13 protein-coding genes are annotated in these 13432 nt (G+C 51.6%); 5 read left to right on the top strand and 8 right to left on the bottom strand.

Annotated features, from left to right (window positions below; all coding sequences use genetic code 11):
* Positions 1-247: 247 nt before the first annotated feature.
* Entirely contained in the window at positions 248-1477 is a 1230-nt protein-coding gene (locus tag ACI2JR_RS26645; protein WP_462479901.1) for an ester cyclase, read from the bottom strand.
* A 228-nt stretch (positions 1478-1705) separates the two neighbouring features.
* Positions 1706-1999: a hypothetical protein gene (locus ACI2JR_RS26640; protein WP_462479900.1), complete on the bottom strand. Its 294-nt coding sequence runs from the start codon at positions 1997-1999 to the stop codon at positions 1706-1708.
* Positions 2000-2033: 34 nt separating this feature from the next.
* On the opposite strand from ACI2JR_RS26640, the gene ACI2JR_RS26635 reads away from it, so the two are divergent.
* Together ACI2JR_RS26635 and ACI2JR_RS26630 are read left to right on the top strand one after the other, a co-directional pair.
* A complete protein-coding gene (locus tag ACI2JR_RS26635) occupies positions 2034-2465 on the top strand; it encodes a hypothetical protein (protein WP_462479899.1) in 432 nt (143 codons plus the stop codon).
* Positions 2466-2500: 35 nt separating this feature from the next.
* Positions 2501-3253: an MFS transporter gene (locus tag ACI2JR_RS26630; RefSeq protein ID WP_462479898.1), complete on the top strand. Its 753-nt coding sequence runs from the start codon at positions 2501-2503 to the stop codon at positions 3251-3253.
* Positions 3254-3318: 65 nt separating this feature from the next.
* On the opposite strand, the gene ACI2JR_RS26625 is transcribed toward ACI2JR_RS26630, so the two are convergent.
* Entirely contained in the window at positions 3319-4107 is a 789-nt protein-coding gene (locus ACI2JR_RS26625; protein WP_462479897.1) for a DeoR/GlpR family DNA-binding transcription regulator, read from the bottom strand.
* 274 nt (positions 4108-4381) lie between these two features.
* Between ACI2JR_RS26625 and ACI2JR_RS26620 the strand changes: the two genes are divergently transcribed.
* From ACI2JR_RS26620 to ACI2JR_RS26610, 3 genes are read left to right on the top strand one after another with little or no spacing between them, the layout of a single operon-like run.
* Complete coding sequence (locus tag ACI2JR_RS26620) at positions 4382-5824, top strand: glycerol kinase (protein WP_462479896.1); 1443 nt, start codon at positions 4382-4384, stop codon at positions 5822-5824.
* 10 nt (positions 5825-5834) lie between these two features.
* Positions 5835-7061 (top strand): ethanolamine utilization protein EutH, encoded by a 1227-nt coding sequence (gene eutH, locus ACI2JR_RS26615; protein ID WP_462479895.1) that lies wholly within the window; start codon positions 5835-5837, stop codon positions 7059-7061.
* Between the two features lie 41 nt (positions 7062-7102).
* Positions 7103-7480: a DUF1937 family protein gene (locus ACI2JR_RS26610; RefSeq protein WP_462479894.1), complete on the top strand. Its 378-nt coding sequence runs from the start codon at positions 7103-7105 to the stop codon at positions 7478-7480.
* A 257-nt stretch (positions 7481-7737) separates the two neighbouring features.
* Here the strand turns inward: ACI2JR_RS26610 and ACI2JR_RS26605 are convergent, their stop codons facing one another.
* From ACI2JR_RS26605 to ACI2JR_RS26585, 5 genes are all read right to left on the bottom strand, one after another.
* Positions 7738-8943, bottom strand: a complete 1206-nt coding sequence (locus tag ACI2JR_RS26605; protein WP_462479893.1) for an FAD-dependent oxidoreductase — start codon at positions 8941-8943, stop codon at positions 7738-7740.
* Entirely contained in the window at positions 8940-10337 is a 1398-nt protein-coding gene (locus ACI2JR_RS26600; protein ID WP_462479892.1) for an NAD(P)/FAD-dependent oxidoreductase, read from the bottom strand. The genes ACI2JR_RS26605 and ACI2JR_RS26600 overlap by 4 nt, the downstream gene beginning before the upstream one ends.
* 246 nt (positions 10338-10583) lie before the next feature.
* Positions 10584-11768, bottom strand: coding sequence for a cupin (locus ACI2JR_RS26595; protein WP_462479891.1), 1185 nt, complete (start codon positions 11766-11768; stop codon positions 10584-10586).
* Between the two features lie 10 nt (positions 11769-11778).
* Positions 11779-12561 (bottom strand): HpcH/HpaI aldolase/citrate lyase family protein, encoded by a 783-nt coding sequence (locus tag ACI2JR_RS26590; RefSeq protein WP_462479890.1) that lies wholly within the window; start codon positions 12559-12561, stop codon positions 11779-11781.
* A complete protein-coding gene (locus tag ACI2JR_RS26585) occupies positions 12543-13283 on the bottom strand; it encodes an alpha/beta fold hydrolase (RefSeq protein WP_462479889.1) in 741 nt (246 codons plus the stop codon). Before ACI2JR_RS26585 ends, ACI2JR_RS26590 begins: the two co-directional genes overlap by 19 nt.
* Positions 13284-13432 lie beyond the last annotated feature (149 nt).

Genomic DNA, 13432 nt, shown 5'->3' with positions numbered 1-13432 from the left:
CGAGAAAAGGGTCGAAGGCATGAATGCTGACAAAAAACAGCAGGCTGATAATAAAGAACAGCAGGACATCACGACGCAGTAGTTGCAGGGACATACTCGCCTCCGGATTCAGAGTGCAGGAAGATATGAATGGTAAATACCGATAGTACGGTTAAGAGGGGTCTTTGACCGCAGGAGCATAGTCGTACTATCGCGCAAACCCGATGTGAAAGAGGGGCGAGTATCCCGCCCCTTATTTGATTCAAATTCAGGAAACGATCTGGGCAATAACGCCAAACTCGTTAAAAATTGACCACTCCTGTTGAATCAGGCGGTCCTGAATACGGAACTGGCTAATCCCCATCAGATGGACTTCTTTTCCGCTTGGTTTGCCATAAATGCCGTTGCCCAGATGGGTGCCTTGCGCACTCCAGCGAACGGATACCAGGTAGCCGCTTTGATCGTTGCCCATCCAGTAAACATCGTCCACGGAGAACGTCAGGTCAGGGAACATCGAGAGCAGCGACAGGATCCACGATTTGTAGTTGCCCAGCCCCTGATAGACGCGTTCAGTTGGTCCCTGATAGGCGATATTTGGCGAGCAGAAATCCGTCAGTGAACGCAACATCCTGCGATTCCATACGTTTTGATAAAACGCATTGATAAAGGCGCGGATGTCTAACTTATTACCTTGCGGCAGCGGCAGCAGTGCCGGTTTGCCTTGTCCCGGGACGCGGAAAGGTTCACTTGATACAAAATCACGTGCCAGAGGATTTTCGCCATGTTTTGTCAACATATCACGTGCGACATCAAACACGTTAAGGCCGAGCTGCTGGATCAGACTGGCGGTGTTATGCATCACATGCTCGTAGAAGATCTCATTTTCCAGCATCACGCAGTTTGCAATACACATGAAGCGTACGGATTTGTTCGTTGGCGCGCCAAACTCGCTAAAGCCGGTGTTGGTTCCCATGATGTAGCTACGGTGAGAAGAGTGGAAACCGACGTTTTCGTCGCCTGCCCAAATCACTTCGTCTCCCAGGATACGGATATCAGGATAGGCGTTTAGCGTTCTGGCGGTACCAGCGACGACGCGGTCGCGGCCCACATGTAATCCCACATCATCCCACACGTTACAGTCATGGCTATACGTGTCATAGATATAGCCAATATCGCCTTCTTCCCAAATGCGGTGCGTTATGCGGATGATGTAATCAATAATATTGACATACTCTTTATCGAACCCGCGCATCGGATGGCGATGCAGGTGCGATGGCGTCTGCGCCAGAAACTTATCCGTACCGCCGCGCTTATAGCTATCCCAGGAAATGTTGAAATCAGCTGGCATATGCTGTTCATCAAGCTGCCGAGGTAAACGGTTTAATGAAGATGATATGATTTTCTTATCTTTTTGATTTTCACTGTTATTATCGGCTTTAACTTCGGCCGGGTTTTTACCTTCGCTAATATCATTGACGATCTGTGGTTTACTCATCATGCCCTCTTCACTTGATTTCTGATGTGATTAATTTGATATTTCAATCGGTTACTTCGATTTTGCTGTTAATTACGTCATCACCACACGTTGACTGGTCGTTGTCTTTGTGTTGTTTATCTCAATCTTTTTACTTTAAAGACAACTAAAAGCAACATAAATGTCACACGCTAAGTTGTTTTGGTGATCTTTATCACATTAAAAATCCTGAATTTACTCACATTACATTTTTTACATCAGCACTGGCAGATAGGTTTCATTGATGAAATGTGACTTGTGTGTTGTAATTTGTTTGTTTTTGCGTTTAATATTGTTGTTATTGTGTTGTTTTTCATTTGGGCTGAAAGAGATGAAGTCGGCTAAGCCATTGCGCGGCAGACGTATTGTTCGCACCGGGTCGTGCGTAGTGAATAGTAGGTAGGGATGGGTGACCGACAACATAAAGGCGACCGGCATGAATAACAGCAGATAAATTTTTATCATCAGTATAATCCGCTCATGCAGCGAGATTTGTAATAACTTCATTCTTATGATCGTAATGACAAACCAGGATGCGAATATGTTTAAACAATTATTCACTCGCCGGGAAGTTTTTCTGTTCTTTATTATGAGCTTATTATTTTTTATTTGTATTAATGGTTATGATGCGTTTCTGGCTTCTTATATGGTGCAGCACGATATCCCGCCCGAAATTATCGGTCTGATTATGGGGGCCACCGGTCTTGCCACGGTATTACTGCGTTTCCCTTTAAGCGTGATTTCCGGAACACTACATAACAGAAAAATATTTATTCAGATTAGCCTGGTTTTACCGATGCTGATGTGGCCGATAGCCTTTTTTCATACTAATGACGTTACGCTGTATATTGCCAAAACGTCTTCAGGCATCGCCTCCGCAACATGGGTGTTGTACAACATTATGTTTATCAGGTACTTCGCTAAAATGAGGCCCCGGCCGCGGTTGCCCTGCTGGCGCTGGCCAGCCCGGTAGGCGTCTTTTTAGGTAATACGCTGTGCGGGATCATTGTGCAGAACTTCCCGCCAAACTTAGGTTTCTGGATACCCAGCGTAGCGGCTCTGATCGCGTTGTTTATCTCTCTGTTCTTACAGGAACACATTGAAACACCGGTTAAATCCAGGCTTAATGATTGTTTTAAAAGCGCCTGGGTGCAGTTGACCGACCGTACGATATGGTTCGTTGGGATTCTGTGTGCCATTGTGCTCCTTGTCCCTTTCGCTACCCGTGACACCTTAACGCCTATCTATATGTTTAAGCTAGGCCATAAAGGCATTCTGATCGCTTTGTTGAGTAACCTGCACCTGCTGTTCTACGCGCTGGCTGTCGCCCTATGTAGCGCCTTCTTTTATCCGCGTCTGGGCTTAGTGAAAACGGCGGTTATTGGTTCGCTGTTACAGGCCATTGCCGCTTTAGGTATCCCGTTGACGCAGAATTTCGTTATCATCGCGGCTTTTCAGGCGCTGGCGGGCTTTTCGTTTGGCATGGCATTCGCGGTCATGATGTCCCTCAGCGTGGTGAATACCACTTCAGAGGAACAAACGGCGCGGATGGGACTGTTCCAGACGATCTATTCGACCGGCATGTTCTGGGGACCCGTTTTGATGGGCATCATGTTGAAATACTTCACGATGCAGGCAGGATATATGTTGATAGCTGGCCTTTCGTCCGTTGCCGCACTGCTTATTGCCATCGCGGCTAAAATGGTTCAGCAAAGAACGCCGCGCGATATGCCAGGCGTTGGGGCAGAAAAAAGAGCCTGATTTCATCGCTGGCCGTGGCAGGGAGCAGCACCGCGGCCAGCCATTGGCAACGCGCTATGCGAATGCTAGCGTTCGCTTTCGGCTTTGGCAAATGTCACATTGACATTTGCCGGGAATTTGCTTTTTTTCGCCTGCGAGCCTTCGCTGGTGGTGAAGAGATAATGGATTTTATCCCACTCGCAAACGAGCGTGGTTGCATGATTCTGAAGCTTGTGCCCATCGGCCAGCACCACCGTACGACTGCTGTTTTCAATCATCTGTCGGGCAATGGTGGCTTCGTTAATGTCTTGATCCATCACCCCGACATGAGTATGCACTGCTCCGGCGCCAATGACCGCATAATCGACAAAGAAGCGCTTAATATTATCGAGCGCAATGGCGCCGACGCATTCAAATTTCGAACTGATAAACTCGCCGCCGATCAGGATCGTTTTTATCGTGTCATTCTCATGAAGGACGTTGGCGATAAGCGGAGAATTGGTGATGACGGTTAGCTCATTGACCTCAATTAACTGGCGGGTAAACTCCAGAGTGGTCGTCCCGAAATCGATAAATAGCGAGTCTCCGGGCTTGAAGAGTTTTACCGCACTGCGCGCTATCGCCTTTTTCTCGCTGGCGGCAACCTTCGCCCGCTCATTAAACTCCATTTCAAAACCGAACTGGCTACTAACGGCCCCACCGTGGATTTTTTTTATTAGGCGTTGTTCTTCCAGCTTATTTAAATCACGACGGATCGTTTCCTGAGAGACCTGAAATATATCAGCAAGCTCATTCACAGAAACCTGACCATTATTTTTAAGTTTTTCCAGAATGATGGTTCTTCGATCCGAAGAACTGACGATTTCAGTATTCATTGATTTTCCCTGATCGCTTTATTTTGACTTAAAGTAGGGCCGTGATGCAGGCCCTGTATATTTTCCAGCATCGCAATTATACATTATCAGCATAAACATCCACATCATTTTATGTAACACCTATCCCGGGGATAGCAAATTAAAACGAGATCTCAGTCACAAATTACTGGCGATTCGTGTCTTCTTATGTTGTGTTTTTGTGGTTTCAATGTAAATATCAACAATAAAAACACACAAAGACAACAGGCAAATCACACCTGCAAGCGAGACGACTATGTTGAACCAACGTTATGCCGCTATCGATCAGGGAACGACAGGGACAAGGGTGGTGGTCTTTTCCGAAGATGGAAAACATCACTCGCCCGCCAGCGTTCCCCACAAGCAAATTACACCGAATCCCGGCTGGGTGGAGCACGACCCGCTGGAGATTCTGCGCAATATCCGCAATTGCCTGGGGAGTTGCAATGTGGTTGATGCGATTGGCCTGGGTCATCAAGGAGAGAGCATCGTCGCCTGGGATGTCCGTAGCGGACTGCCCCTCTACAATGCCATTATCTGGCAGGACCAACGTACTGAGAGCGTGATTCGCACACTCAAGCGGGAAGGGGCGGAAGAGATGGTCAAAGCCCGTTCCGGTCTGCCGCTTGATACCTATTTCTCCGCCAGTAAATTAGGCTGGATCATGCGCAATGTCCCGGGGGCCGGGCCGCTCGCGAAACAGGGTCGACTGCGTCTTGGCACCATGGACGCTTTCTTTCTGTTCCATCTTTGCGGCGTGCATGTTACGGACTATAACTCCGCCTCGCGGACATCGCTTTTTAACATCCACACGCTGGAATGGGATGAAGAACTGTGTCGCCTGTTTGGCGTACCGATCGATGCGCTGCCAGAGGTGAAAGACAATGTTGGCCATTTTGGCGACGTCAAACTGGATGGTAATACCATGCCACTCACGGCCTGTATTGTCGATCAGTTCGCCGGGACCTATGGCCACGGCTGTCTTTCTGCCGGGCAAATGAAGATTACGTTTGGCACCGGGGCTTTCCTGCAGTCGATTAGCGGCCATTCGATACCTGATCCTCAAGGTTCAGGGTTGTTGCCTACCTTGTGCTGGAAAATGCCGGGTGAAGCGCCGGTCTATGGGCTGGATGGCGGTGTTTATAATGCGGCCTCTGCTATCAACTGGGCGCGTAAAATTGGCCTGTTTAGCGATATCGAAGAGTTTAGCGATTTTCCTGCGCAATCGGCCATTGCACGGGGGCTGGCCTTTGTACCGGCGTTATCCGGCCTGGGATGCCCGTACTGGGATCGCTCAGCCGCAGGGCTGTGGGCAGGACTCTCGCTGGAGACCGAGCGCAAAGACATGCTGCAATCCATTCTTGAGGGTATTGCGGTTCGATCGGCGGAAGTGATCATTGCGATGGAAAAAGTGGGTCCCGTTGGGGGGGCGATTTCTGTCGATGGCGGGCTGGCAACCAACCACTACTTCAAACAATTTCTCGCGAACCTGCTGCAAAAACAGATTATTACTCCGAGCAACAAAGAGATGACGGCGCAGGGGATAGCTATGCTGGCCCGCAAAGGCTTAGGGATTGAGCGGGAATTAAAAGTGAATAACCAGTATGAAGTGATAAATCCAACGGAAAATAATCTGTCGGCGCTGTTTCTGCGCTATCAGGACATTATTTCCCGCGCCCGTAATTTACGTCCGGAGTAAGAGGCCTGGTATGTCCGAAATTGGCAACTTGATCATTTATATCATGATGTCCGGAACGTTGCTTGGGGCATTGGCGGCCGTCATCCGCCCTGAAAGCGGACTCGGGCGCGAGTTTGTTAACGGGATCCACGCCATCGGCCCGGTTTTTCTCGCTCAGGCGGGCATCATGGCCGCGCTCCCTCTGTTGACCCATGTGATCATGCAAACCGTTGGGCCCCTGTTTCAATCGCTGGGCTCCAATGCCGCTATTGCGGCACTATCGGTAATTGCGGTTGATATGGGAGGCTATCAGTTGGCTGATGCACTGGCCGCCAATCGGGATATGTGGATCACCGCCATGCTGGTGGGATATACATCCGGTGCGAGTATCGTTTACCTTATTCCCGTTGGCTTGATTATGCTGAACAAAGAGGATCATAAATATCTGGCATTAGGGGCGATGGCTGGCCTGATCAGCATTCCCTTTGGCGTACTGATCTCTTTGATGGCGATCGCCTTGTATCACGTGCCGGTGCGAGAAATCATTTCGACAACCTCGCCCGCCAACTATGCGTTAACCATCGATTTTCTCTCTGCGTTAAAACTACTGGCGCCGCTTTTTGCTTTTTGTTTCCTGCTGGCGATTGGCCTTAAATATCGACCATTAATGATGGTTAGCGCTTTTCTGATATTCGGCAAGCTGATGGATGCCTTTATTAAAATGGTCCTCGCACTTTGCATAATTGAACATTTTACCGGCGTATTTACCCATATTTTTGGTCGGTGGTTCTTTGATCCATTATTTGCTGACGAGAAAAATCTGTATCGTTCCATCGAAATTGCTGGCTATATAGGTATTATGCTGGCCGGTACCTTTCCAATCTGCTTTCTCTTCCAGAAACATTGTCAGGGTGTCATGCGTTATATCGGGAAAAGACTTGCGCTGAGCGATGCGGGAGCGTTGGGATTGATTATGGTACTGGCGAATATTATTGCCGTATACCATCTATTTCGCAAGATGCGCGCCAGAGACAAAGTGCTGTGCATTGCCTTTGGCATCTGTGCGCAGGCTACGCTTGGCGATCATCTGGCGTTTACCGCGAATTTTCAACCCTCCCTGGTTATTCCCATTATGGCCGGAAAATTTATTGCGGGGATTTTAGCGATTGCGCTTGCAATGATTATTTCCGTGCCTGCGGCAGAAAAACTGGAAGCTGAAAGTTTAGCCACAGAAACAGTGAAAAATATTATGGCCTGAGAGGGCCATCAAACTCTTTATATCTATGGAGAACGCCTACAATGAGAAAGATTTTTCTGGCCTGCCCGTATAGCCACCCTGATGAAACGGTAGTGAATGAACGCTTCATTCGGTGTAATCAGGTTGCCGCAGCGATAATTGAATCCGGGAATATTGTATTCAGTCAGGTAACTTTATCACATCCTATAAATCTGGTTTTCCGCCATACTGAAAAAAGTGAAATTGGCAAGCGTTGGGCTCCCGTCGATGCATACTTTATGGAGACGATGGAGGAATTAATTATTATTGATCTGCCAGGTTGGGATAAAAGCGTCGGCATTCAGCGTGAGATTGCTTTTTTTGAACAGCGTGGTCAACGGGTAAGTTTGTGGTCCCAGGTACAAAATGAATTTATTGCCGAGGAGATCGCCGGCCAGTAATACCTCGCCAATTCGGCGGGCGTAAAGCGATATGCGTTTCTTTACGTCCGCCCGCTCACCTGAGGAGATGTTCTCCTCTTCTTCGTTTATCTCACTATGCGTGGTAGAGAGTTGTTTCCCTGACGGTTCACTCCGGGTATTGGCGTCGGTTTATGCCGGGGAGAGCGCAGGGCTGCGCTGACTTTCTTTGGCAAAAAAAACCTGTCAGAGAAGGCTGACAGGTATTGGCGCTATTGCGCATGGGATCGCGCTTATGCTTATTCGATAGCGATATGCAGAGTGCTCTCTGTGGTTACGCCGCTGATGTCGACATCTTTTAGCAAAATTCGGCGTTCGGGCATGCAACGGCAGCGGCGACGATAGAGCTCTTTGTTGCCATCACGCACGACGACATCACCCGTGACAGGATGTAGTACGCGGATATTAAAGGCTATTTTACTCTCCGCATCATTGATGCGAATGATGCTGGGGGCAGCAATGCGGATGTTGTCATCATGCTGCACCGCTACAAATGGCGACGCGGGGGTCCCGGATTGCAGGGCTTGTGAGATCATCTTCCCGGTGCGCAGCCCTTCCTGATAGCATTGATCGCCCATATCAGCCGGATGGGTCATGTTGCCCACGGCATAATATTGCGCATCGGAACAGGCGCCGTTTTGGTCAAACAGTGGCCGCCCGGTGCCAAAGTCGGAGGCCAGATGGCTTTTACGGACCAGAGTGTATTCACCGGTAAATTTGCCGGTGAAAATGACGCTGTCACATGGCAGGACCTTCTGTACTCCGTTGCTGGCAGTTTCAATACCTTCGACACGTTCGCTGCCGGTGATGCGGGAAACATGGCTGTTGAAATAGACCGGCACATTGAGCAGTTTGGCAAACAGCAGGCATAAACGCCATGCCGTGTGGCGCGGACCCTCTTCGATCATGGCGACGGCCTGAACTCCGGCGCTTTTTAGCGTCCAGATCGCGGAAAAACTAACTAATTCCGTCCCTACGATGACCGGGTGGTTGCCCGGCTTCAGCCCACGCAGGTAGACGAATTGTTGCAGCGCTCCAGCCGTTAACACGCCTTGCGGACGGACGCCGCTTACCAGACGAGGATGGCGTGGCGTTTCCCGTACGCCGGTTGCTAATACGATCTTTCGCGCCCGTAGGGTCTCGAGACCGCGATCTGATGACACTTCAATTTCCCCCTGCGCTAACAGCGCGGTGACGGTTGTCGAGGTGCGGATAGGATAGTGGACATATCCCAGTAATTTTTGGGCCCAGGTGTGTCCTTTCATCGGTCGCCAGAATGTCTGCAGGCCAAATGTGGGATGTCGACAATGCCTGGGTACGCCGCCAGCCTGGCTTTCCCGCTCGATGAGCAGTACCTCTTTAACTCCGGCCTCCTGTAAAGCGCGTGCAACGCCTAATCCGGCGGGCCCGGCGCCAATGATGATGACATCGTACAGCTTGCTCATTTTATCTGCCCTGTGATCAAGGTGTTGTTAAAGCGGTCGCCGATAATTTCGGCAACGTGATTGCTACAGAAAAATCCATTGCAGCGGCCCATCATGACGCGCGTCCGCCGGCGTAATCCGCCGATACAGCCCGGTGGAACATCGGAGTCAAAAGCGGCTTCCAGCTCACGTCGCGTGACCCACTCGCAATGGCATACCACGCCGCCATTTCCCGGGCAGGTAAAATCGCGAGGCTCATAGTCCGAGAGCATCGGCATCCGTGGCCAGAGGTAGGTGTCGGGAGGCGTCAGTTCGAACAGAGCGGCAAAGTGGTTGCGATAGAGCGTTTCAAGGTGGCTGGCAATGCCCAGCGCGGCAGTCAGTCCGGTGGAGCGGATTCCGCCGACGGTGATCCACTGTTGCTGCGGATAAGGGAGAATGCGGTACTCTTTCAGTTCGGTCGCCGGGCGTAAGCCAGCATAGGTGGCGGTCACCGTATAATCGGTTAAAGAGGGTAATATACGTTTGCCCTGAGCAATCAGCGTCTTTAACATCTCTTCATTGACTTCCGCGCGTTCGCGATCGGTCTGCTCTTCCGCCGTCGGGCCTAGTAACAGGTTGCCGAAAATGGTTTTCGACAGTAAAACGCCTTTACTGCGCGCGGTCGGTACGGGCAGGATAATCGCGTTGATTTGCGCCGAGGCGGGTTTATCAAAGACTAGAAACTGGCCTTTACGAGGTTTGATCTCAAATTCCGGCGTACGCCATAGCCCATCGATACGATCGCCATGATTTCCCGCACAGTTGATCACCAGGGCTGCCCGATAATCGCCGGCGGTAGTCTGGATTGACCACTGTTGCTCATTGAATTCGGCGCCGGTTACCTCACAGTTGAAGCGATATTGTCCCCCATGCTTCACCCCCTGCGTCAGGTAGGCGAGCGGACTGCTCCAGGGATCGATGATGCTTTCCCCGGGAATCAGAACCCCTCCCAACGCGCCCGCCGCGAGGTGCGCTTCACGCTGGTAAACCTCATCGGATGAGAGCTGACATACATCCGTGACGCCATTTTGATGCGCCTGCTGAACAATCCCTGGCAATGCATCAAGCTGCTCCTGATTCCATGCCACGACGATGGCACCGGTTTCAAGCAGAGGAAGGTTCATTTTCTGATGTATGGCTTTGTATTCGGCATATCCCGCCTGCATACAGGCCAGCTCAAGGCTGTCCGGCGGCGCATCAAAACCGGTATGAAGAATGGCGCTGTTTGCCTTGCTGGCGCCGGAAAGAATGTCGCCGCCTTTTTCCAGTAGTAATGTCCGCGCGCCCATTAGCGTGAAACGGCGAAAGACCGCGCAACCAATAACACCGCCGCCAATAATGACGACATCAAAATCGTGAGTTTTATGCTCCATGAAAATTTTGCCTGTGCCGGAATGATGATCTAATGTCACCACAAAGCAACATCAAAAACAACAATAAAAAAGATAAAACAACACAAAAACCACAAAAAGAGCTTAGAGACCATAAAAAAGCCATCTGCATACGCAGATGGCTTTGGCGGAAAGATGAATGTTAAGGCTCGAAATCAGTGTTCGCCGCCGGTAGGCTCAAGAGGGCCTTCCGGGTACCATTAACGATACGTACGGGCGCGGCGAGGGCTACTCGTTGATGCGTTTAAGGTAGGCGTTTTGCCTTTTGTGATAGACACGACGCGCCGTGAGAGGAAGGATCTCCGTCGCGGCGAGGTAGCCATCTGGGTCTACGGACCAGCCCTGCTGTTCCGCGGCGGCGACAATGCTTTCATCCCAAAAGAGCATCTTGCGCTCATCGCCTCGGGTGGTTAAAGTCACTTCGCACTCACCCTCCAGCGCGCGATACTGGCGCCAGCAGTTCTCCGGGATGGAGATAACGGAACGTTCCGGAGCGGTCAGGACCACCTCTTGCCCCTGCTGGTTAAAGGTGACTTCTAAAGTGCCTTTAAACACCATAATGACCTGAACCTGCTCACAACGATGGCGGCCGATTTGGCCGCCTGATGGCAGCTTCAGCCATTCCACGGAGAAGCCATGCGGTCGGATAATTTTCGCCTGGCTGCAGCGGTCCTGGCTAATACCGAAACCGATGACCGGCGCAATTTCCGCACCGTGGCCAGGTAAAATCGCATCGAGTAATCCCCGGGAGGACCACACGCGTTGTTCTCCCGTCACCGCAAATTCCGCCATCTGCTGCGGGGTGTAGTGAGGCAGCGCGTCGATATCGGATTGCGAGATCTCAGGCATCAGAGCCGAATTATCAGGAATGGGATCGCCTTTTTCGGTATCAATCAACATATTGTCGCGGCTGAGATACAAACCGTACTCCTTCGCCGCCTGCATCACCGAAGGATGCCAGATGATACCGCCGGTATTGTCTCCGCCCAGGACGGTGAATACCCAGCCGTTGGTATCGGTAGGGGAGGCGTTGGTAAAGCCGCGAAATATCCAGGTCGGGATAGATAAAATCGTCGGTGCGCTAAACGTTGCTTCGTTTTCTCCATTCGCTCCCCAACGGAATCGCCAGCTTCCTTCATGGATAAGAAAAACCTCCGCGGTGAAATGGAGATGAAGATTATTAGTTACCCCTTTAGGCATTGCCGCGGCACCAATATTAAAGCCATGAGGCAGCGGGATGTTAATTACCTGCTCACTGGATTGCGTGACGCCGGGACCGATAAAGGAGTAATTCTGCTTGAGATGGGAGCCGGGCAGCTTACAGTCAATAAACGCGACGCTGCATGACACCATATCATCAGGGGTGACCAGACGCTTACGGGCTTCTTCAAAGGTCAGAACTGTCGTATTCATAAAATCTCCATTAATAACCGGAACCCGAACGGGCTGGTGGAATTTCGCCGCGGGCTTGCGCTACCGCATTGCGCCCGGCCTGAGAAAGTTGCATCACGTCATTTGCGGGGGTCACCATCGTAAAACCTTGCGCAATACGCTCTGCCGCCGCCTCACCTGAGGTACAGAATATACCGGCGATTTTTTTGGCCGCGTGCGTCCGCGTCAGCACCAGATCGATAGCCGCCAGCATATCCGGATGTTGGGACTCGGCGCTGGCGCTCCCCGTCAACGTCAGGGAGAGATCGTTTGGACCAATAAAAATGCCGTCCAGCCCCTCGACATCCAGGATCGCCTGCAGATTTTTTAGCCCCTCCCGCGTCTCGATCATCGCCAGCGTCAGGATCTGCTCATTGGCGTGCTGAGGGTAATCTTTACCGCCATAGAGTAGCGCCCGAGCCGGCCCAAAGGAGCGATTGCCGAGCGGTGGATAGCGGCAGGCGGCAACGAAGCGCCGAGCCTCTTCAGCACTGGAGACCATTGGGCAAATGATACCGTAGGCGCCGGCGTCCAGCAGTTGCATGATCAGCGCACCATCATTATGAGAGACCCGGGCGATCGGCGTCGCGGGCGTCGAAGAGAGCGCTTGCAGCATGGTCAGCGCCGAGGCGAAATCGATCATGCCGTGCTGCATATCGACAGTCACCGAATCATAGCCCTGATGGCCGACAATCTCAGCGCTGTAGCTGCATGGTAGGGCCAGCCAGCCGTTAATAATTGGCTTCTGACGCTGTTTTAGCGGATTGAGTCGCATAGAAGAACCTCGTTTATCCAGGAATGAAGGGCTTGTGCCGTCTCTGATACCGCCTCCAGCGGCACAAAGTGACCGACGCCGGGCAGCTCTTGCCAGCGGGCAAAAGGCGCCGCTTGTTGCGCCGCGTGGTGATGCTCCGCGGTACAAATCGGATCTTCTTCGCCGCTCAGGATCAGAACTGGCACCGTGAGTTTTCCAAGCTCGGTGCGGCGATCGCTCCGGCTGATGGCGATTTCAGTTTGTCGGGAAAAAACGTCGTAGCCGCAGTTTTGTGCCATGTTGATAATCGTTTGTCGCAGGGACGCTTCGGTTTGCCGTCGGCTGGCGACATAACGCGGCCATAGTTGCTGGCTGATAAATGCGCTGAATCCCATCTCTTTGGCCTGCGCGACCGCATGACGTCTCTGCGACGCGTTTTCGGGCCGGTCGGCGAACGGATTGACAGAAATCAGCGCCAGCCCGGCGATACGTTCTGGCGCGACGGCCTGCATATGTAGCGCGACGATTGCCCCTAGCGAAAATCCGCACAGGCAAAAGCGGGGCGGTAATATCGCCAGCAGGCGCGCCGCCGTGGCGCTAGCCGAATCGTCCGTCTGTAGCGTGAAGCACTGCGCGCGGCTGACGTTGAGTTGCCTCAACACCGGTTGCCATAGCTGCTCGTCGCATAACGTGCCGCCGAGCAGAATTAACGGCACGCTGTCGTTATTTACAGGCTGCATCATAGCGCGGGCACACTTTGTGGTTCTGGTTCGCGACGGGCCTCAACCATGCGGATGACGTGGTGGATCAGCACGACGGAGAGGATGGAGATCAGGCCGACCACCAGGAAGCCCTGAGTCATGGCAAAGTAAAACTTAATGTAACCCACCAG

The organism is Klebsiella sp. NPDC088457 (assembly GCF_044900465.1).
Taxonomy (GTDB): domain Bacteria; phylum Pseudomonadota; class Gammaproteobacteria; order Enterobacterales; family Enterobacteriaceae; genus Klebsiella.
The sequence above is the reverse complement of the archived record's forward strand: the minus strand, read 5'-3'. Positions and strand labels throughout refer to the sequence as shown.